Origin of the sequence: Planococcus sp. CP5-4_YE (assembly GCF_019042655.1) — a bacterium.
Classification (GTDB): domain Bacteria; phylum Bacillota; class Bacilli; order Bacillales_A; family Planococcaceae; genus Planococcus.
This window is the reverse complement of record NZ_JAHPZO010000004.1, coordinates 223,468-243,239: the sequence shown is the minus strand read 5'-3', so window position 1 is coordinate 243,239 and position 19,772 is coordinate 223,468. Positions and strand designations below refer to the sequence as shown.

The window sequence follows — 19,772 nt, the reverse complement described above, 5'->3', positions numbered from 1 at the left end:
CATGTGGATAAAGGGAGGGTCAAAACCAATGGCMGCGGTTATCCCCAGGAAGCGTTTCAGCACGGCGCGACGAAAGAAAGCGTCATGAATATCGGCAGCCCCCAGCAGATCATCGAAAAGATTTTGTATCAGCACGAACTCTATGGCCACCAGCGTTATATTGCGCAAATGGATTTCGGCGGTGTGCCGATGGAGCGCCTCGAGCGCAATCTTGAACTCTTGTCGACAGAGATTTTGCCGGCGGTGCGCAAATACACGCGCAAAGATTAACCAGACATAAAGAAGGCGCGCAGCTTATCCGGCTGCGCGCCTTTTTTATTATTCCAAGAGTTTTGCTGGGGTGCTTGCCGTAATATAATCGGATTCGCTGAGGAAAGCATCAAGACTGCCCGGCGGCAGCGGCCGGCTGAATAGATAGCCTTGCCCGAGTATGCCGAAAGGTCTCAACAGTTCTGCCTGTTCTTCAAGCTCGATACCCTCGATGACGATGCGGGCATCGAGGTTTTTTCCCACCTCGATGATAGCGGCGAGGATGAACAGGTTGCGCCGGTTGATGAGCACTTCATCGATTAAGGATTTATCGATTTTCAAGGTATCGATTTCGACATTTTTGACAACATTCAGCGACGAATAGCCGGCGCCGAAATCATCGATGGCGATGCGCAAACCGAGCGCTTTCAATTCGCAGATAATGCGTGCAGACTGTTCGATGTCGAGCATGACGCTTTCCGTAATTTCGATTTCAAAGCGCCCGGGGTCGACTTGTTCCTGTTCGAAGATGGCTTGCACTTTTTCGCTGAAGTCCGGGTCCTTGAATTGGCGCGCCGAGACATTGACCGAAATTTTCTCCGCCGCATGGCCGAGTGCGCAAAACTCTTTGCTGTCCCGGCAGGCTTGGCGAAGCGCCCATTCCCCGATCGGCACAATCAAACCGGTCTCTTCTGCGATTGGGATGAATTCAGATGGCGGTACATTGCCGAACGGCGATTGCCAGCGCAGCAGCGCTTCGTAGCCGATGACTTCACCGCTCGCCAAATTGATTTGCGGCTGGTAGTGGAGCGCGAATTGCTGATCATCGATAGCTTTTTTCAGCGCTTGTTCCATCTGGCTTTTGCGTGTCATTTGACTGTCGAGTTCCTGGGTGAATACTTGTACATTGTTTTTGCCGTTTTCCTTTGCAGAATACATGGCGAAATCGGCTTCTTTAATCAGATCCTCCCCATCACTTTCTGAAGATTTCTGGAAAGCAATGCCAATGCTCAAAGTCACAGAAAATTCCTGTCCGAGTAGTTGAACCGGCTCACGCATCACGCGAAGAATGGTTTGAGCCAGCTCATGGGCTTGAGGTTCGGTCGTGTTTTCCGAGACGATAATGAATTCATCGCCGCCAAAACGTGAGATGGCGTCCGTGGGACCAAGACAAGAGTGGATGCGGTTGGCGACAATTTTCAAGAATTGGTCACCGCCGAAATGCCCAAGCAAGTCATTGACGTTTTTAAAGTCATCAAAATCCACTAAAAGCACGGCGATTTTCTGTTTCTGCGCTTGAGTTCGTGCCAAAACCTCGCGGATATTTTGATAAAACCAATGGCGATTCGGAAGCCCTGTCAGCTGATCGGTGAAAGCCAGGCGATTGATTTCCTGTTCGCTCGCCTTTTTTTCCGTAATGTCACGGACGATGGCAAAGACGCCATCGATTTCGCCGTTCCTGTGTTTTGGCACGGCATTGATATCCACTTCGATGATTTCCCCGTCTTTCCGTTTGATGCGCTGTTCGAAATTGACTGCTTCCCCTGAAAGAGCCAAGAGGAAAAAGCCTTGCACACGCTCAAGATTTTCTGCAATGAGCGGAGCAAATGTAAGGCCAATCAGTTCATCACGCGTATAATCGCTTAATTCTTCTGTCATCGAATTGGCGTGGACGAAGTGTCCGGAGTTATCCAGTTCAAAAACGGCGTCCAAATTGTAGTCGAACAACGAGCGGTATTTCTCTTCGCTTTCCGCTAACAGGGCGAGGGCTCTTTTTTCGGCTGAAATATCTTTGGCAATGCCGTAAACCCCGGTGACAGTCCCGTCCGTCACGATTGGCATATGGGTAACGCGCAAGGAAATGCGGTGGCCGGATTTGTGGATGCCGAGTGTTTCATAATGTTGCGTGATGCCTTCAAGCGCAAGTTGGAACTTCACTCTCGTTGCATCCAGTTGGCATTCTTCAATCAATTCACGCAAGGGCACTGAGATAAGTTCATCGCTGCTATAGCCGAGCAGGCGCTCAAAAGAGACATTCGTATCAACAAGTTTTCCGTTAGGATCCATAGAAAAGATGCCATCGGAATTGTTTTGAAACAGCGATTCGTAGCGTTGGCGATTGTATTCAAGTTCGCGTGCAACTTTCTTTTGTTCTGTAATATCGCGAATCGATAGCTGCACGGCTGCCTCCCCTTCGAACTCTATCCCCATGCCGGTCACTTCGACTTCATGTCTTATGCCTTTTGGCGTCACCCATACCTGTTCAACAGGCGGAGTGCTGAGCCCCTGATTCATGGAGGCAATGCGTGACTTCGCTATTTCGTGGTATTGGGGATGGACGTAATCGAGTACGGCAGTGCCCATCAATTTATCTGCATCGCTTTCATCAAACATTTGCAGGCAAGCTTCGTTGACATACAATAGCTTTCCGCCACTGTGGATTGCGATCGCCTCTGGAGACATTTCCGCAAGCCTGCGGAAACGCCGTTCACTTTCGCGGATCTTGCTCAAATAACGTTTTTCGTTAATCAATTGTTTACGGTCAAGGAACGCCAAATAACCGGCGATGGCCAGCAATAATAGAATCAGTGCGGATACAACAAAAGCCAAGCCCATATCGTTAAAGGAAGCTGTTGCTGTTGGGAAAGTAGAATAGCTGACCGCCTGCATCCCGATATAGTGGACCGCGGAAATCGTCAGTCCAAGAATAATGGCGCTTTGGAATTTTCTTCCTGGCGAGTCGGGCCGTTTGCGGTTGCGGGAGAAAATCCGCAAGGCGGCAAAGGAAAAAACGAAAGCCACAGCGATGGATAATAAAAATGGCATGAGATTAAATTGTGGGTCTCCTGGTACTTGGGCGGCGGCATCGCCGATATAATGCATGAATAAAACGCCGAACCCGATAGCAAATCCGCTAAAGTATAAATGGCTCTTCGGCGGATGGGAGGTCTGCAGTACATAAAAAGCCGGAAAAGCGGCACTGATCGCCCCAAGGAGTGAAACACTCAATAAAATCGGGTCGTATTGGACCGGCGCTGCAGAATGATAGGTAAGGATTCCGATAAAATGCATAGAAAAAATACCCGTCCCAAACACCAGTGAGCTGCCGCCGACCCACCATAGCGGATGTTTGCGGCTTCGATCGGCGATGCGGCCGATCAATAGTAGGGCGATATAGGAAGCGGAGATGGCCGTCAAGACGGAAAAAGCCATGAAAACCAGGCGCGCAAATTCGAGAGGCATATGAAACAGTCCTTTCGTAATCATATTGTGAGGACTATTATACCCCAGTTAAGCAGTGCAAAAGCACAGAAAAAAATACCCATGAAAGTTATATTTAAAAGAAATTTATGACAATCATTTAAAGAACTTAAAAAGCTATTACGAGTTGCAGGCAGCGGGCTTATCCATCACGCCGCTTTCGCATATAGTCGAGTGCATTTGTAATTTCTTTGACGACTTCCATTTTCGTTCCGGTGCCTTGGATGCGCTGGCACCAAATAAACGCAGTAACCGGCGTGACGGGAAGGTGATCGATGACGAGAATGTCATAAGGCGGGCCTTGTGTTCCTTGAGTTGGGACTAAGTAAGCTGAGTACAGCGTAGTTTCGGCGATTCGGCGACGAACGGGGAATTTTTCACCGAGTGTAGTCGGATCCAGTTCTTGAATGCGAGATAGATCAGGGTGTTCTAATGTAGACATTTGAATGCACCTGGCTTTCTTTGAATTTTCGACTAGGTCTTTGTCCATACCCAAAACCTAAAAAATGTATGCTAACTACTGGGAAATTCTGTAGCTTTATTCAAACAGTTGAACATTTGGCTGCTTGCCGAGGCCATGGACAATCATGGAATGCAATTGCCCGCGGTGATGGGTGAGGTGGACCAGCGTTTCGAGCAGCCACTCAAAGCGGTTGTAACTGACACCCCAATACGCGGTGTGGATTTTTTGGAGTTGGCTTTCATCTAATGGAAGGTAAGTGGTTTTGAGCCGTTCAAAGCCGCGTGCCAATTCAATAAGGGCTTGTTCTTTCGAATGTGGCATTTTAACCGTATAGAATGAACGCATTTCGGATTCGGCCGCCCCATCTGCAATGTACAGGTCTGCTTCACAGATAAGCGCGAGATGGCCGATGAGTTCACCGATCGAAAACTTCCCTGCAGTCGGCCGCATCTCCCAGTCGCTTCCTTCTATAGAAGAGATCAATTCACTCGAGGATTTAACGATCAGTTCCAATTGATGAAATACTAGTGCGCAATAAGGCTGCATAGATGTCACTCCTGTCCATTCATTTTCATCTAGCATAGCATTGATGTCTTCCGTGGAATTAATGGGTTCTGGCAATTTAAAAAGTTTTTTGAAAAAAAGTGATCTAAACTGATCTCCCTTCCGTTGAGCTAGTAGAACAATAAAAACAACCGAGGAGTGATGGATGATGAAAATGAATAAATTATTGGTGGCACTTCCACTAAGCTTATCTCTACTAGTACCTACAGCAGCACTTGCAGACAGCCATGGAGGAGGACACGGTGAATCGACTCAGCAGATGGAGGCGCCGACAGCAACGAAAGCGGCAGAACTTCGCATCGCGCTTGATACAGTATTAACTGAGCACGCTTTCCTTGCAGTTGAAGCGATGCGTAAAGGCGTGGACGGAGCAGAAGATTTCGACCAGGCGTCCGGCGCATTATTGGCAAATGCTGAAGATTTGAAAGCGGCAGTCGCTTCGGTCTATGGTGAAGAAGGCGGAGAGCAATTCGATGCTATCTGGCAGTCACATATCGGCTATTTCGTTGATTATGTAACAGCAACAGCAGAAGGAAATGAAGAAGGCAAAGAACAAGCACTCGCTGAACTCGAAGAATATAAAGTAGAGCAAGCGAAATTCTTCGATACGGCTACAGAAGGACGTTTGTCTGAAAAAGCAGTCGTAGAAGGCCTTGATGTCCACGTCGATCAATTGATCGGTGCATTTGATGCATATGTAGAAGGTGACTTCGAAACAGCTTATGAGTGGGAGCGTGAATCTATCCACCACATGAGCATGTTTGCAGAAACATTGTCGATCGCTATCACGGACCAGTTCCCTGAGAAGTTCGATAACACAAACCCTGATACACCGGCAGTAGATCTTCGTGCTGGTCTTAACATGACATTCACAGAGCATGCTGGGCTTGCGGCTATGGCGATGCAAGACGGCGCTGATGGAGCAGAAAGCTTCGACCAGGCAGCGGCAGCCCTTTTGGCGAACGCAGATGACCTTTCTGCAGCTGTCGGTTCTGTCTATGGTGAAGAAGCTGGAGCACAGTTCGAAGAAACATGGAAGTCTCATATCGGCTACTTCGTTGACTATGTAACAGCAACAGGTGAAGGCAACGAAGAAGGGCAAGAACAAGCACGTGCTGAATTGGATCAATACATCTTGGACCAAGCAGCATTCTTGGACGCAGCAACTGAAGGACGCGTACCAGCTGATGCTCTTGAAGCAGGCTTGACAGAACATGTTGAGCAATTGCTGACAGCATTCGACAGCTATGTAGCTGGAGATTACGAAACAGCTTACGCTTCAATCCGTGAAGCTTACGCGCACATGACTATGCCAGCAGCTGGCTTGTCTGCAGCGATCACTGACCAATTCCCTGAAGAGTTCGGCGAAGCAGCGATGCCGTCTGAAATGCCTTCAACAGGTATGGGCGGCATGAGCGCTAACTCAACAGCTCCTTACCTATGGGTATTGGCTGGACTATTGCTCGCAGCGTTGATCACGACAGTCGCTGTCCGCACAAGAAAACAATAATATAGCGAAATTTTTTGGAAACCGGAGAGGCTGATGCCTCCCCGGTTTTTTCTATGGGAAAATCCGGAAAGTCATGGGGGGGTGGACAGGAAAATTTTAAAATTAATTAATTGGAAAAAGTTTAGGAGAAACATGCGCTGGCAATGGTAGGGGAAATGGGCAGTGCATGGCGGAACATGTAACGGCCGACAATACTGTGAATAGGTGGGTCTGTTATGAAATATGCAGGAATCACGATGATCATTTTGGCGGCAGTTTGTTGGGGGATTACAGGAGGCTTGGCGGATATCCTATTGAGTAAAGGCTGGGATCCGTTGGTCATTTCCTTTTACCGTGGCGCCATTGGTCTGGTTTGTTTTGCGGGCTGGTTTTTGTTAAGCAAGACTGAAAAAAGGGATTTTTCCCTTCGCTTAATCTTATGGTCGATTGTAGCGGGCATTGGGGTAGCGGGAAACTTTACGTTTTATTTTCTGAGTATCGAGTCGACCAGCGTTCCGATCGCTGCGACCTTGATGTATACTGCCCCTTTGTTTGTTCTGCTTATTTCTTTTTTGTTTCGCTTGGAACGATCGACATGGTTTAAATGGGGCTGCATTTTCAGTGTTCTTGCCGGTATCGTGCTATTGACCAAAGCCTATGATACTGGATCTTCCGCTGTCAATTTCATTGGCGTCGCCACCGGCTTAGGCGCTGGGCTGTCCTATGCGTTATTCATTTTCGGATTCAAAAATGCTTCTGAAAAAGGCAAGCCGCAAATGGTGTTAACACTGGCTTTTATTGCTTTCTGTGCCGTTTTGGCGTGGTTTGTCGATTTCCAGGAAGCAGCTTCAGTGTTCAGTTCTAGCGATGTAGGGTGGTTTATTGCGATCGGGATTGTTGGCGCAGGCCTGTCTTTTGCGCTTTATACAATCGGTATCGAACGGACCGCGCCTTCAACGGCTTCCATCATTGCGATGGTGGAGCCGGTGACCGCTTCATTATTTGGCTTGATTTTACTCGGCGACGAGTTGGGCATTGTCCAAATAATCGGCATGGTTATTATTCTTTTGACGGTTACGACGCTGAGCTTTAAGAAAGGGAGTTGATCTTTCTTCGCTTGGGGTGAGCTGAAGGTTGTGGGGACGGTGAGTTTCTATTGCCTGAAGCTGGAATCTGAGAATCGCTTTCTGGGACGAGTGTGGAGCAGGTAGTGAGAGTTTGCATGTGAACCTGTTTTGGCATTCGAGTTGGGTTTCATGTTGGTAGTCGCCGCCTTGCTTGGGGTTGGCCTCCTGCAATAAGCCAGGAAGAGCACCTGTCTTATTGCATCGGCTCACCCTGGGCGCATGGCGGCTGGGAGATTTCGTTGATTCGTGTGCGTTTAATCAGATCTGCTTCTATATGCAATTGCCGGCTAGTGGGGAAATCGCTTCCTGGACTAGTCGTGTTTAAGGATAGCTAGGGTTTGCAAGTGGCATTGTTTCGCTGTTCTGTTGAAGCTTCAGGTTAGTAGTCACCGCAGGGCTTTGGGTTGGCCTCTTGCCATAAGCCAGGAAGAGCGCCTGTCTTACGGCATCGGCTCACCCCTTTACGCTCGGCGGCTAGAAGATTTCATTGGACGTTTATTGTTTAAATTGTTCTGCTTCTTTATTTAGTTGCCGGCTAGTGAGGAAATCGCTTCCTGAGATGCGGCATCTGAAAATAGGTGTTTGAACTGAAAATCACATTCTCTTTGATCCAAACTATATGAGCTACAAAACATGATGCATTTCTACACCTCACTTTAGATGAACTGAAGAAACGATCGCTCACTCTAAAACTAGAGACGGAGTGGAAGGGGCCGACGCCTGAGGGACCGCGCGGGCTGGCGAGACAAATGTGCCGCGTTCTTTGGCACATTGGCTCAACACCCGCCCCTCGGCAAGCGTGCCCCTGAAACGCAGTCGAAAAGCGAGAGCTTTTCACATCTCTTCTTTTTCATATAAATGTTTCCATCTCTTCAACTGCATGATTCGCATCCTGCGAACCCCAAGCAGCCCCCTGAAACGCAGTCGAAAAGTGGAAGATTTTGTGCTCACTTCTTTTCATTTCACACTTCCTGTCTTACATAAAAAAATCCCTTGCCCGGCAACGCCGGACAGGGGATTCGCTATTCTTCAGGTATATAAGCTTTCTTGGATTCTTTTAAGTCGACGTTCACGGATACCACATAATAACGCTTGGATTCGTCCGCTTCGAGCGGGATGCTTTTGCGTTCGAATAATGATACGGTAGCAATTTGATTGGATTCGCCGCTCTCAAGGTCTTCCTCGTAGACGCGGTAGCCAATAACGGCATCATCGCGCACGGCATGCCATGACAAGGCAGTGGCGGTAAGTTTCAGGTTATCAGGGGCATCTGGGGCCTGCTGTTTCATCGCAGAATCAGAGATGAGTTCGGCTGATACCACGAGGCGTTCTTCGTGCGAACCGATGTCGCGGTTAAAGTCGCCGGTACAGGTAATCAGGTTGACCATGCGCTGGTCCGAGCGTCCAAAGATTTCTTCAACTGGCGCTTCGTCCGTAATGTAGCTCGAGGTGCCGCGGACTTCGAACACCATTTCGCGCCCGTCTGCATCCGTCAGCGTGAATTGATCGCCTTTTTCCAATTGATCCAATTCATAAAAGACAGCTGGCCCGGTAAGGCTGTCGACATGTCCCGCCAGTACAGCGTTTCCTTCTGCCCCGGCTTTAAAGCCAGGTTCGAACCAGCCAACTTGATCGACGTCTTCCGGCACGCCCATTTCGCCGTTGTCCAACACGCCGGTTTCTTCAATCGCTGCATCGATGCCTATAGAAGGAACCGAAATGCGCACCGGCTTCATGCCTTGAAGATTGTCCATCCGCTCTTGGCGTAGTTCAGCCAGCTTTTCTTGCTGTGCCGGGCGCACCGGAAATTCAGCGATCTTGTCCTTGTACTGCGTATCGAGGCGCTCACTCGGCGTTTTCTGTTCAGCCGGTTTAGCTGCGGTCTGCGCCGTATCTGGTTGTTTGGTTTCGGGTTTCGCAGGATTGTTTCCATTCAGTGGATCTAAAATGAAAAATAAGGTGATACAAAGCGCTGTGGCCAATCCCATGATTAAATATTGTCTCATCTGCACATCCACCTTTCGTGGTCTGATAATTGATTGCTTCATTCATGAGTAATTTCAGGCAGTTGCGCAGCAGAAATTCTGAATCGCTCAACTGTGTAGCTTCCATTAGTATAACGTTTATATAGGTATAACGCAGAATCCGTCTGTTTGGATCACTTCTATATAGCGTGTTTTCAAAAAATTTGCGCCAGGCGCCAGGCAAGCCGTTTGCGCGATTGCTCGATTCGGCAATTGCAATAAAAATCAAGGGAAAGTGAACTAATTATACATCTGTTGCGTTGAATAAGTAACAACAAAAAAAGAGTCAAGCAACCTAAATGCCGCGGAATATAGTAAGCTAAGGGTACGAAATCTGTAACAAAGGGGAAACGGCATGGAAAATATTTCAGACGCATTGCTTTACGAGCGCGTCAGGGGCAAAGATAAGGAAGCGCTCGAAGAATTGTATGACCGCTATGAAAAGATGCTATTTTCCTATCTATGCAAAATGACGGGAGACCGTGATTTGGCAGAGGAAGCGCTGCAGGAAGTATTCGTTAAAGTGTGGCGCGGGGTTGGCAGCTATGATGAGGGAAAAGGAAAGTTTGTTGCCTGGCTGGTGACGATGTCGCGCAATGCGGCAGTGGATTTGATCCGCAAACAGAAAAAACCTTCCGTTCCATTGGATGAAATCGCGGAAGTGGAAAGCACCGACTCTTCGGTTGAAGAAACGGCCGAATGGCAAGAGAAGAGCGAACAGATCCATCAAGCCGTCCGGCATTTATCGGAGGAGCAGCAGAAAATGGTACATCTATTTTATTTCAAAGGCTACACGCATGAAACCATCGCAGAAAAATGCGGCATTCCGCTCGGAACTGTAAAGAGCAGGATCCGCTTAGCATTAAAGAAATTGAAGACATCCTTGCAAATGGTGCAGGAAGGGGGAGTTCTGGATGACAAACGTGAATTGTGACCAATTGATCGATTATTTGAATGGTACGTTGAATGATGAAGAGCAAAAGCAGTTTGAAGCACATTTAGCGGAGTGTCCGGAATGTCGTGAAATCGTTGATGCGACAGGCGAACTCCCTTACCTTGCAGATCCGGTAGAACCGAATGCAGGCATGAAGTCGCGAATTTTGGGCACGGTCTTCGATGAAGGGGAGCAACCAGCGTCTTTGGCAGAAGAGCGTGCAAAACGCGACAGTCCGTCACCTCCTGCCACTATGGCAAAACGGGGATTCAGAACATCAAAGTGGACACCGCTCGTCGCGGCGGCGTTGCTCGTCTCGCTGCTCGGAAACGCCTACGCGTTTTACGAGCTAAGCGATCAGCCAGACGCACCAACGGCACCTGAAGTCGCTTTTGAAACAGTGGATTTGCAGGCAAGTGAAACATTTGAGGGAACAGGAACAGCTGCATTGGTCCATGAAGAAGGGGCGTTGAATCTCCTAGTTCAGGCAAATCAGCTGGAACCGACGAGCGGAGACCAAGTGTATCAGGTATGGCTCTTAAAAGATGGCCAGCCGATTCCAACCGGTGCATTCACGCCGAGCCAGGAAAACGAAGGCGCGGTTTTCTTCAGTCTCGATGAAGATACCGAAGGCTGGGATACCATCGCAGTCACATTAGAACCCAATCGCGGAAACGAGACGCCACAGGGCGAAGTCGTCCTGAGCGCAGCGATCGATCCAGAAGCTTAAAATCATTTCGAGGACCATATAGGATATTTATCAAGAGCGGCACTTATACGGGTGCCGCTCTTTTTCTATGGGGAAAATCCTAAGAACCCTCCCCTAACGTAGGTGTATGGATCAGGTGGGAGGACAATAAATAAACCTTTAGAACTGTTCTTATCAACTCCCGCCGCAAAGCGTTTTCTATATGTTTAAAAGGGGTAAATATATACAAAATTCTGTACTTTTTTAAGAAGGAGGCGAGCGCTGTGGGGGCAAAGCATTCGAATCAAGGCAAAGTCGTCGTCATTACAGGAGCGTCAAGCGGAATCGGCCGTGGTCTGGCGGAGCGGTTGGCGCACGAACAAGTGAAATTAGTCATTGCTGCCCGCCGGACACGGCTGATTGAGGAGCTCGCGAATTCGCTCGGTCCATTAGTTATCCCGGTAACAGCCGATGTTAGCCGTGTGAAGGATGTTGAGAGCCTGCACCGGGCCGCGATGCATAATTTCGGGCGTATCGATGTGTGGATCAATAACGCAGGAATCGGCGTGTACGGGCCGTTTATCGATACGCCGCTGCGCGATTTGAACCGGACGGTGGAAGTGAACATGCTCGGCACGATTTATGGCAGCCATTTCGCGCTGCGCCGCTTCAAAGAGCAGCGGCACGGCATTCTGATCAATGTCTCGTCATTCGCCAGCAAGGTTCCGATGCCTTATGGAGCGGCCTATACCGGCAGTAAATTCGGTGTCAGCGGATTATCTAACGGCTTGTACGAAGAGCTCCGGCTGGAAGACTACCCGGAGGTCCATATCTGTTCGATCGACCCATGGATCACCGATACCCCATGGACAGAACATGCGGCCAATTATTCAGGACATGAAATCCTCGTTGGGCCGCCGGACGATCCAGCCAAAGTAATCGATGCTATTATCGGTTTGATCGATGACCCGAAAAAAAATCTGGAAGTCGGCGGCAAGGGGAAAGCGACAGCCATTTTCGGCCAGTTCCTGCCGGCAGTAGCGAAGGGGCTCGGCGGCCAGGAACTCAAAGAGATGATTGAATCAGCACCGGCTGCGGGACTAACTTCCGGCAGCTTGCATGAGCCAGTGGAAGAAGGGCGTGGGGTTTCAGGAGATTTAAGGGAACGCTTTGAACAACAAGAGGAACAGTGAAGAAAGGAGGAGGCGGCATGGCACAGGAACCAACACGACGCGGCAAGACGATCGTCATCACCGGCGCCTCCAGCGGGCTCGGCAAGGAAGTTGCACGGCAATTGGCGAAAGACGGCGCGAATTTGGTGCTGGCGGCACGAAGCACCGGATTGATCGAAGCACTGGCGAGTGAACTTGGGCCGAATGCCATCGCAGTGACGATGGATGTCAGCCGTGAAGCGGACGTCGCTTGGCTATTCGAGGAAGCGCTGACCAGTTTTGGGAAAATTGATGTGTGGATCAATAATGCCGGCGTTGGTGTAATCGGACCGTTCACGGATATTCCGCTTGAAGACCTTGCGCGCATGGTGGAAGTGAATGTCAAAGGCACGGTCAATGGCAGCCATTTTGCGCTGCGCCATTTCAAGGAATTCGGCAGCGGCACCTTGATCAATATCGGCTCGGTGGCGAGCGATGTCGCATTTCCTTATTTCACCGGCTATAGCGCAAGCAAGCATGCTGTTCTCGGTTTCAGTTCGGCGCTCAATGAAGAAATGAAACTGGAAGGGTATCACGACATCCACGTGTGTTCCGTGCTCCCGTGGGCGACTGACACGCCGTGGTTCGAACACGCTGGAAACTACTCGGGCCATGTGGTCGATATGAAGCCAATGGATGACCCGATGCAGGCAGTCAAGGCCATCATCGATTTAATCGATGAACCGAAAGAAGTCGTGGAAGTCGGACGGAAGGTGAAAACCGTGCGTTTGTTGACGCGGATTGCGCCGAAGATGTTGGAGAAGCGTTCGGCAAGATTTATCAAGCTGAATTTAGAGAAAACACCGCCTGAAGCACCGCATAGCGGAACGCTGAACGAACCTGAACAGGAAAAGAAAGAACCAGAAGACGGAAACCCGAAAGCTTAAGCCGCAGCCGCTTAGGCTTTTTTTATTAGCCATCAGCCAGCTATCCTCTTTCCAGTCATTTACAAGTGTAGGAGAATGTGATTAGATGGAAATAAAAGGGGGAGTAATTAATGAATTATACAGAAAAAGGAAAGCAAGGCGGGCTATGGTATGAATGAACCAACTGCATATGCTGAATTGAATCCATTTACGGCGATATGGACGCGTCCGCGCGAGACCGTACGTTATGTTATTGAAGAAAAGCCGACAAGCTTTATTGTCTTGCTTTTGGTCTTGACGGGATTTGCAGGTGCGCTTTCTGGAGCTTCCAATGGAGAGGAAATGTTTCCTGCCGTTGGGGTGATTCTTGGCGCCTTGCTGCTAGGCCCGCTTGCTGCAGTCGCTGGGGTCGCGATTATGTCAGGAGTCTATAAGCTCTTGGGCAAATTATTTGGTGGTGTCGGAACATATTCTGAAATGTTCCGTGCGGTTGTCACATCAAGTATTCCACAAATTTGGCTAGTGCCGATGTGGCTGATTTGGCTGTTAACATCGCCTTCGACATTCTATAGAACAATCGAACCTAGTGTAGCAGAACCGGATACGGGACTTGGCATGGTAATAGGCCTTGTGCTACTGCTTGCCGCTTTTTTCGTCGGTATTTGGACCTTCGTGATCCAGTGTAAGGGCGTGGGAGAAGCGCAGCGATTTTCAGCGTGGAAAGGGTTTTTCGTAATCGTGATTCCCGCCTTGCTAATAGCTTTCGTCATTATCTTTTTCTTGGTGTTCATATTATTTGCTGTACTTTAATGGAAAGAAAAAAGACGATTCCGGATTTACGGAATCGTCTTTTTTGTGTTTACGGCTTTTCGTGGCGCTGGACATTGTGTTCATCGATGTCGACTGTCTCGCGCTGCACTGTTTCGCTGATATGCTTTGTTTCCTGTATTTTGCGTTTATGGACGATGATTTCTTCGCTGACGTATTTCACTTTGCGCACTTCCAGGCGTTCTTCGATGACGGGAATGTGCCACAGGCCGTCTTTTTCGTATGTCTCGGCGGAGTGGCCGCTCGCTTCATATGCGGCCAGTTCCTGGTTGACTGGGCGGCGTTCGATTTCGACTTCTTCTCGTTCGTACGGAACCTCAAATGTCTGTTGTTCTTCAACAGTGTTCTTATGGATGTCGACGCTTCCGGATTCGACCCAATTTTTATCGACTGCCAGGCGTTCTTCGTGAAGCTTCATCTGTTGTTCATCACTCAAATCGGGCGTTTCGGTTTTTTTACGATCTTCCTTTGCGTGCCCAGTTCCAGATAGGCTAGCTGCTGCGGCATCGAAGTTTTGATAATTCATGCCGTATTCGCTGTCGACGTAAAGGATAATCTTGCCGCTTTGGATTTGGTTGTAATATTCATCCGCTTCAGAATCAGAGAGGCCCATTTGTTTGAGTGCATCTTTTGTCGGGTCTTCCCCGGAAATGAACGATTTGAACTTGTCCATGAAATCATTCTCATCCGTATTCAAATGGACATCCGTCTGTCCTTGTACCATCTGCAGTTGCTGGCCGTTCAAAGCGACGACGTAAATATCCTCTTCTTTATATCCCTGTGCTTTTAATTCGCCGATCTCATGGATCACTTCCGCCTGCACATCGAATGTGCCGATTAATTTATGGCCATGTTTTTGCATAATAGCATCCTCCTGTAAGGTCAATGTTTTGCCGTGTTTGCGTTATGGCTTGTGTACCCGGAAAGCGAGAGGTCATAAACCTAAAGCATTGTTTCCAGCGTGCTGAGAAGGACGCGGAAGTTGCGGATCAAAAGTTAAAGAAGAATATATGGAGTTGCAAAAATGTTATTTAAATCTGAATGGTGAAAAAGTATTTATGCCTAAGAAAAAATATTTTTGTAAACCTATTGTAATGTTCGTAAAATATCATATAATTGGAAAAGAAATGAATACATTACAGAATGGGGAAACGATTAATAATGATTTACAGCAAGGTTTTGACGACTGCAGCATTGACTGCAGCTTTGGCACTTGGGGCAGTTTTACCGACTGGCGCTGCTTCTGCAGCAGCATTGGCAGAAGACAATTCAGATCGCATTTCCGGCAGCGACCGCTACCAGACAAGCTTGGAAGTTTCTGGGTATGGTTGGGGAGATAACAGTGTTGAGACAGTTGTGGTAGCTACTGGCGCCGATTTCCCGGATGCATTAGCTGCAGCACCACTAGCAGGTTTCCATTATTCTCCTTTGCTTTTGACAAAAAGAGATTCACTGCCTGCAGGATTCGCTGCTGAATTGAAGCGACTGGGTGCAGAAAACGTCATCTTAGTCGGCGGTACAGGCGCTATCTCTGAAAATGTCAAAAAACAAATCACAGACCTCGGCGTGAAAGTTGAGCGTATCAGCGGAAAAACCCGTTATGAAACGGCTGTTAACATTGCTGAAGAAGTTGGTAAGGTTAATACTCTATACGTAGCAACAGGCGCAAACTTTGCCGACTCATTATCGGTTTCCCCGGCAGCAGCACTTAATGCCGATCCTATTCTCCTTGTACCGGCAAATGGCACTGTCCCGGCAGTCGTTGCGGATTACATTAAAGAAAACCAGCCGGAATTGCCGATCATCATCGGTGGTAAAGGCGCAGTCAAGCCGGCAGTTGAAGAATTGTTCATGGAAGAACCGATTCGTCTCGCAGGTGCAACCCGCTATGAGACAAACAAGGAATTTAACGAATTTGCATTGGAAAATGAGTTGTTGCTAGATGAAAGCGAGATCTTCATCGCAACTGGCGCCAATTATCCAGATGCGTTGTCAGGAAGTTCTTTAGCCGCTTCATACGCAGGGCCATTAGTTCTGACGGCAAAAACGCCATCTGAAGCTTCTAAACAGCAAATCAAGAATTTCGAAACGCCATATTCCTTCTACACAATTTTGGGTGGCGAAGGAGCCGTTTCTTCAGCAACTTTGAAACAGCTTTTCGCAAAATAATACCTGAAAATGCCTGCCACCTGGCGGGCATTTTTTTCTGAGTAAAAGCAAAAGGCTACTTCTTGTATAGAAGATTAGGTATAATGAATCTGTTGCAAGAAATAAAGCCAGCAACAATTGACGGAGGTACCAATGGAAAAAGAAATGGTGTTATTCGGTAGACGAGTGGAAGAAGAAAAATATATGATTGCGGAATTGATTCAGGAAGAGCGGCATGCGGATTTATCGGAGGAAGTTCTTGTCAGTAACCAGGAGTTTTTGGAACTGGTGTTGAATGAGCGCATTCGCTTCATTGAATTACTCGGAAAGTCGATGCAGAACAGCTGCCGCCAGGAAGAAATTATGGCGGATATGGCAAAATGGGGAACCGCCACCGGAAACTTTTTCTTAGAGCATGGCATGACCCTGGATGTGGCGCTTGCCGAAACGGCTTTGTACCGGAAGCACATCGCTACTTTGATTAAAAGCGAAGGCCGCCGCTTGGCTATTTCCCCGGAAATAACTTATGATGCGGCAGAATTATTGCATGCACTTTTGGATCATGCAACGTATTCCTATACACATGCGTATACGACTTCCTATCAACGCAATCTGGCGACAGCACGCCAGGAGTTTCTGGAATTGTCGGCACCTGTTGTGCCCATTAGCGATTCAGTGGCGATACTGCCGCTTATCGGCAGCGTTGAAATCGATCGTGCACGCTATATTCTCGAGCGGACACTGCTTTCTGCGAGCGAACTGAAAATCAGTACCTTGATCATTGATTTGTCTGGAGTAATCCGTGTTGATACGATGGTGGCGGAACAAGTCATCAAAATCATCCAATCGCTCGGGCTCATCGGCGTCGAAGCGGTGTTGACGGGAATTCGGCCGGAAACGGCGCAATCGTTGACGACACTCGGCGTGGATGTGCGGACTTTGAACATCGGGGGCAGCTTGAAGCGTGCCTTGGAAAATGTCTATAACTGAAAAAGCTTCGCAGACCCTGTAACGGATCTGCGAAGCTTCTTTTAATTGGTGACCGCGTCTTGTTTAGCGGAAGGCAGGAATTGCTGCAAAGTGGCGGTTTCTTCTGCTGTTAACGCAAGCATTGGCAAGCGCACGCCGCCAACCGGGACACCTGATAGGTTAAGGGCCGCTTTGACCGGGCTAGGGCTCGGCGCTGCGAACAAGGCTTTCATCGTCGGCAATAATTTGCGGTGAAGCGCCGCGGCTCCGGCTGTATCACCGGTCCGGAACAATTTGATCATCTCTTGCATGTCATTGCCGATAATATGCGAAGCGACCGAAACGATGCCCGTTCCGCCAATAGAAAGCATCGGCAAAGTCAAACTGTCATCGCCGCTATAGACGGCGAAGTCATTGCTCGTGCGTTCGATGATTTCAGAAGCGGCATCCAAATCGCCGCTTGCTTCTTTGACGCAAGTAATATTATCGATAAGCGATAGCCGGACGATGGTATCGACCGATAGATTGACGACGCTGCGGCCCGGGATATTATAGAGCATGACCGGAAGCGCCGTGGCGTTTGCGATCGCTTCAAAATGGCGGTACATGCCTTCTTGTGACGGTTTGTTATAGTAAGGAGTGACGAGCATGACGCCATCGACGCCCGCTTGCTCTGCTTGCTCGGTCAAAGCGACCGATGCGCGCGTATTGTTTGAGCCGGCGCCCGCGATGACTTTCGCGCGCCCGTCCGCTACAGTGACGACATGGACGAATAGTGCCACTTTTTCATCTGTCGACAAAGTCGGTGATTCGCCGGTTGTCCCAGCGACGACGATGCCGTCCGATCCGTTATTGATCAGGTATTCCACGAGATTTGTTGTTGCCTGAAAATCGATTTCACCGTCTGAGTCGAATGGTGTCGCCATCGCAGTGATCACTTGACCGAATTTCATAGAGAACACACCCTTTTCTAAGTTTTTTTCAAAAGTTAGAGGTGGGGGCCGGTCCGGAGTAAACAAAACGGCAGCAACGGGGGCCCGTTGCTGCCGTTAGAAACAATGTTTACCAATCGTTCCTGTTCGTCAGATAGCCCTCCATATAGTTTCCTATATGACAGTCCGGCACTTCTTCAGTGCAGAACCAGCGCACAGGAATATGAGCATCCTGCCGCTTCGGCAAATCCCCCTGTCGGCAATCGTCCCAAGAGCTCATACTCCTCGGATTGCGTACTGATGGTTTTTGCGCCTCTATCCTCGCTCCGCTAAGGAAGCAAGAAATTATTGAATTAGCTGTAATATAGCAGAATGAAAAGGGAATGGCAAGAGAAAAAGCATTTTTAATTTTGCAAAATGTGGAAATAGAAAGCTGAGGCTTTAACTAGTATTCACAACAAGAGGAGGTACAGAATGAACGATCATCAAATGGACCGGCAATTGAATATCCACACCGGTGGCGAACAAATGGGCTTTAATGCGTCGATGCACGAGCACCGTTTTGAAGTGACGCCTTATGCATGGCTGGATATCTTGTTCAAGGAGCATTCGCTGAAAGGAGAAGGCAGGCTGGTGGATTTCGGGAGCGGCAAAGGGCGCTTGAATTTCTTTGCGCATTATCTGTTCGGGACACCATCTGCGGGTGTGGAAGTCGACCCATCGCTTCATGAAGCCTCGCTGCGGAATTTAAAGAGCTTTAAGGGGAAAGCAGACATCAAGTTCATCAACGGCTATGCACAGGATTACGGCATCCAGCCGGAAGACCGCTGGTTTTATTTTTTTAATCCGTTTTCCGATCCGGTATTCATGACTGTTGTGGACCGGATTTTGGCATCTGCAGCTGATTATCCGCGAGAAATCGAAGTGATATTGTTTTATCCGGCCATCGAGTATACCGACTTTCTTGAACGGCGCAGCGCTTTTGAATTAATCAGTGACATTGCGCTCCCAGTCGAGACAGACGATCCGCGCGAACGATTTTTGGTCTACCGTTTGCCGAGATGGGATTAAAGTTTCTGGTGAAGGGGGTATAGCTTTAAAAATGGATGCGGAAAGAGGGTTTCGGTTATGAAATGGAAAGGGCGAGCGGGCAGTAAGAATGTAGAGGACAGGAGAGGGCGCGGCGTCGGCGGTCCAGTCCTTGCCGGCGGCGGAATTGGCGGCTTACTGATTGTCTTGTTGATCACATTTCTCGGGGGTGACCCGGGGGCGATCCTTGGCGGCGAGGGCGGAGGGGATTCTAGCTCCGAACCATATGTGGCGAGTGAGCGGGAAGAAGAACTTGCCGATTTCGTATCGGTCGTTCTCGCGGATACAGAAGAAGTTTGGGCGGAAGTGTTCGCTGAAGAAGGCATGGAGTATGTCGAGCCGACTTTAGTGCTGTTTTCTGGGAGTGTCCAGTCAGCTTGTGGCATGGCAGGTGCTGCGACAGGGCCGTTTTATTGCCCGGCTGATTCCAAATTGTATATCGACTTAAGTTTTTATGACGAATTAGAGCGCCAGTTCAATGCGCCCGGTGATTTTGCCATGGCGTATGTCGTAGCGCACGAAGTCGGCCACCATGTCCAGAGTCTGCTCGGTGTTCTTGGAGACGTTCAGCAGGCACGCAACCAGCTGAGCGAGACCGAATACAATCAATTGCAAGTGCGCCTCGAGCTGCAGGCGGATTATTTATCGGGTGTCTGGGCGCATCATGCTCAAGGCATGGGTTATTTGGAAGAAGGCGATTTGGTAGAAGCCTTAAACGCGGCTAGCGCGGTCGGCGATGATACGATCCAAAAGCGGACGCGCGGCTATGCCGTTCCGGAAAGCTTTACGCACGGCACATCCGAACAGCGCAAGGAGTGGTTCTATAAAGGCTTCCGCGCGGGGGATCTGAATAGCGGCAATACCTTTGACGCACCGGAATTATAAGCTTTCGAAAAGATTGATATTTTGCGCTTAGTGATTCATTATAAA

General features: G+C 48.9%; 17 protein-coding genes, 1 pseudogene and 1 riboswitch. Of the genes and pseudogenes, 12 read left to right on the top strand and 6 right to left on the bottom strand.

Annotated features, from left to right (window positions below):
• Positions 1–270: pseudogene (locus tag KTG14_RS07760) on the top strand (LLM class flavin-dependent oxidoreductase); the annotation flags it as partial.
• 48 nt (positions 271–318) lie between these two features.
• Here KTG14_RS07760 and KTG14_RS07755 read toward each other — a convergent pair.
• From KTG14_RS07755 to KTG14_RS07745, 3 genes are all read right to left on the bottom strand, one after another.
• Entirely contained in the window at positions 319–3,492 is a 3,174-nt protein-coding gene (locus KTG14_RS07755) for a bifunctional diguanylate cyclase/phosphodiesterase (RefSeq protein ID WP_216970383.1), read from the bottom strand.
• Between the two features lie 160 nt (positions 3,493–3,652).
• Positions 3,653–3,952: a hypothetical protein gene (locus KTG14_RS07750; protein ID WP_216970382.1), complete on the bottom strand. Its 300-nt coding sequence runs from the start codon at positions 3,950–3,952 to the stop codon at positions 3,653–3,655.
• A gap of 96 nt (positions 3,953–4,048) precedes the next feature.
• On the bottom strand, positions 4,049–4,519 hold the full coding sequence (locus tag KTG14_RS07745; protein WP_216970381.1) for a DinB family protein: 471 nt from the start codon (positions 4,517–4,519) through the stop codon (positions 4,049–4,051).
• Positions 4,520–4,685: 166 nt separating this feature from the next.
• On the opposite strand from KTG14_RS07745, the gene KTG14_RS07740 reads away from it, so the two are divergent.
• Together KTG14_RS07740 and KTG14_RS07735 are read left to right on the top strand one after the other, a co-directional pair.
• Positions 4,686–6,047, top strand: a complete 1,362-nt coding sequence (locus KTG14_RS07740) for a copper amine oxidase (protein WP_216970380.1) — start codon at positions 4,686–4,688, stop codon at positions 6,045–6,047.
• A gap of 215 nt (positions 6,048–6,262) precedes the next feature.
• On the top strand, positions 6,263–7,132 hold the full coding sequence (locus tag KTG14_RS07735) for a DMT family transporter (RefSeq protein WP_216970379.1): 870 nt from the start codon (positions 6,263–6,265) through the stop codon (positions 7,130–7,132).
• Positions 7,133–8,175: 1,043 nt separating this feature from the next.
• On the opposite strand, the gene KTG14_RS07730 is transcribed toward KTG14_RS07735, so the two are convergent.
• Positions 8,176–9,159 carry a class F sortase gene (locus KTG14_RS07730; RefSeq protein WP_216970378.1) on the bottom strand — a complete coding sequence of 328 codons (984 nt, stop codon included), beginning with the start codon at positions 9,157–9,159 and terminating at the stop codon, positions 8,176–8,178.
• A gap of 373 nt (positions 9,160–9,532) precedes the next feature.
• On the opposite strand from KTG14_RS07730, the gene KTG14_RS07725 reads away from it, so the two are divergent.
• The 5 genes from KTG14_RS07725 (at position 9,533) to KTG14_RS07705 (ending at position 13,686) form a co-directional block, all read left to right on the top strand.
• Positions 9,533–10,111 (top strand): RNA polymerase sigma factor, encoded by a 579-nt coding sequence (locus KTG14_RS07725; protein WP_216970377.1) that lies wholly within the window; start codon positions 9,533–9,535, stop codon positions 10,109–10,111.
• Positions 10,092–10,841, top strand: a complete 750-nt coding sequence (locus KTG14_RS07720; RefSeq protein ID WP_216970376.1) for an anti-sigma factor — start codon at positions 10,092–10,094, stop codon at positions 10,839–10,841. The genes KTG14_RS07725 and KTG14_RS07720 overlap by 20 nt, the downstream gene beginning before the upstream one ends.
• Positions 10,842–11,083: 242 nt before the next feature.
• Positions 11,084–11,992 carry an SDR family NAD(P)-dependent oxidoreductase gene (locus KTG14_RS07715; RefSeq protein WP_216970375.1) on the top strand — a complete coding sequence of 303 codons (909 nt, stop codon included), beginning with the start codon at positions 11,084–11,086 and terminating at the stop codon, positions 11,990–11,992.
• Positions 11,993–12,009: 17 nt separating this feature from the next.
• Positions 12,010–12,897: an SDR family NAD(P)-dependent oxidoreductase gene (locus KTG14_RS07710; protein ID WP_216970374.1), complete on the top strand. Its 888-nt coding sequence runs from the start codon at positions 12,010–12,012 to the stop codon at positions 12,895–12,897.
• 150 nt (positions 12,898–13,047) lie between these two features.
• Positions 13,048–13,686 carry a Yip1 family protein gene (locus KTG14_RS07705; protein WP_216970373.1) on the top strand — a complete coding sequence of 213 codons (639 nt, stop codon included), beginning with the start codon at positions 13,048–13,050 and terminating at the stop codon, positions 13,684–13,686.
• 49 nt (positions 13,687–13,735) lie between these two features.
• Here the strand turns inward: KTG14_RS07705 and KTG14_RS07700 are convergent, their stop codons facing one another.
• On the bottom strand, positions 13,736–14,566 hold the full coding sequence (locus KTG14_RS07700; RefSeq protein WP_216970372.1) for a DUF2382 domain-containing protein: 831 nt from the start codon (positions 14,564–14,566) through the stop codon (positions 13,736–13,738).
• 299 nt (positions 14,567–14,865) lie between these two features.
• On the opposite strand from KTG14_RS07700, the gene KTG14_RS07695 reads away from it, so the two are divergent.
• Complete coding sequence (locus KTG14_RS07695; protein WP_216970371.1) at positions 14,866–15,873, top strand: cell wall-binding repeat-containing protein; 1,008 nt, start codon at positions 14,866–14,868, stop codon at positions 15,871–15,873.
• Between the two features lie 132 nt (positions 15,874–16,005).
• Complete coding sequence (locus tag KTG14_RS07690; protein WP_216970370.1) at positions 16,006–16,842, top strand: STAS domain-containing protein; 837 nt, start codon at positions 16,006–16,008, stop codon at positions 16,840–16,842.
• A gap of 41 nt (positions 16,843–16,883) precedes the next feature.
• On the opposite strand, the gene dapA is transcribed toward KTG14_RS07690, so the two are convergent.
• Positions 16,884–17,774 (bottom strand): 4-hydroxy-tetrahydrodipicolinate synthase, encoded by an 891-nt coding sequence (gene dapA / locus KTG14_RS07685; RefSeq protein ID WP_216970369.1) that lies wholly within the window; start codon positions 17,772–17,774, stop codon positions 16,884–16,886.
• Positions 17,775–17,900: 126 nt separating this feature from the next.
• Positions 17,901–18,079: riboswitch (Lysine riboswitch) on the bottom strand.
• Positions 18,080–18,227: 148 nt separating this feature from the next.
• Between dapA and KTG14_RS07680 the strand changes: the two genes are divergently transcribed.
• Positions 18,228–18,824: an SAM-dependent methyltransferase gene (locus tag KTG14_RS07680; protein WP_254178036.1), complete on the top strand. Its 597-nt coding sequence runs from the start codon at positions 18,228–18,230 to the stop codon at positions 18,822–18,824.
• Between the two features lie 57 nt (positions 18,825–18,881).
• Positions 18,882–19,727, top strand: a complete 846-nt coding sequence (ypfJ, locus tag KTG14_RS07675; protein WP_216970368.1) for a KPN_02809 family neutral zinc metallopeptidase — start codon at positions 18,882–18,884, stop codon at positions 19,725–19,727.
• Positions 19,728–19,772 lie beyond the last annotated feature (45 nt).

Excerpts from the sequence above, each read along its gene's own strand:
- KTG14_RS07695 (WP_216970371.1), top strand. The coding sequence starts at position 14,866 with ATGATTTACAGCAAGGTTTTGACGACTGCAGCATTGACTGCAGCTTTG.
- KTG14_RS07750 (WP_216970382.1), bottom strand. The coding sequence starts at position 3,952 with ATGTCTACATTAGAACACCCTGATCTATCTCGCATTCAAGAACTGGAT.
- dapA (WP_216970369.1), bottom strand. The coding sequence starts at position 17,774 with ATGAAATTCGGTCAAGTGATCACTGCGATGGCGACACCATTCGACTCA.
- KTG14_RS07755 (WP_216970383.1), bottom strand. The coding sequence starts at position 3,492 with ATGCCTCTCGAATTTGCGCGCCTGGTTTTCATGGCTTTTTCCGTCTTG.
- KTG14_RS07730 (WP_216970378.1), bottom strand. The coding sequence starts at position 9,159 with ATGAGACAATATTTAATCATGGGATTGGCCACAGCGCTTTGTATCACC.
- KTG14_RS07700 (WP_216970372.1), bottom strand. The coding sequence starts at position 14,566 with ATGCAAAAACATGGCCATAAATTAATCGGCACATTCGATGTGCAGGCG.
- KTG14_RS07725 (WP_216970377.1), top strand. The coding sequence starts at position 9,533 with ATGGAAAATATTTCAGACGCATTGCTTTACGAGCGCGTCAGGGGCAAA.
- KTG14_RS07720 (WP_216970376.1), top strand. The coding sequence starts at position 10,092 with ATGACAAACGTGAATTGTGACCAATTGATCGATTATTTGAATGGTACG.
- KTG14_RS07735 (WP_216970379.1), top strand. The coding sequence starts at position 6,263 with ATGAAATATGCAGGAATCACGATGATCATTTTGGCGGCAGTTTGTTGG.
- KTG14_RS07745 (WP_216970381.1), bottom strand. The coding sequence starts at position 4,519 with ATGCAGCCTTATTGCGCACTAGTATTTCATCAATTGGAACTGATCGTT.
- KTG14_RS07680 (WP_254178036.1), top strand. The coding sequence starts at position 18,228 with ATGAACGATCATCAAATGGACCGGCAATTGAATATCCACACCGGTGGC.
- ypfJ (WP_216970368.1), top strand. The coding sequence starts at position 18,882 with ATGAAATGGAAAGGGCGAGCGGGCAGTAAGAATGTAGAGGACAGGAGA.
- KTG14_RS07740 (WP_216970380.1), top strand. The coding sequence starts at position 4,686 with ATGAAAATGAATAAATTATTGGTGGCACTTCCACTAAGCTTATCTCTA.
- KTG14_RS07705 (WP_216970373.1), top strand. The coding sequence starts at position 13,048 with ATGAATGAACCAACTGCATATGCTGAATTGAATCCATTTACGGCGATA.
- KTG14_RS07710 (WP_216970374.1), top strand. The coding sequence starts at position 12,010 with ATGGCACAGGAACCAACACGACGCGGCAAGACGATCGTCATCACCGGC.
- KTG14_RS07690 (WP_216970370.1), top strand. The coding sequence starts at position 16,006 with ATGGAAAAAGAAATGGTGTTATTCGGTAGACGAGTGGAAGAAGAAAAA.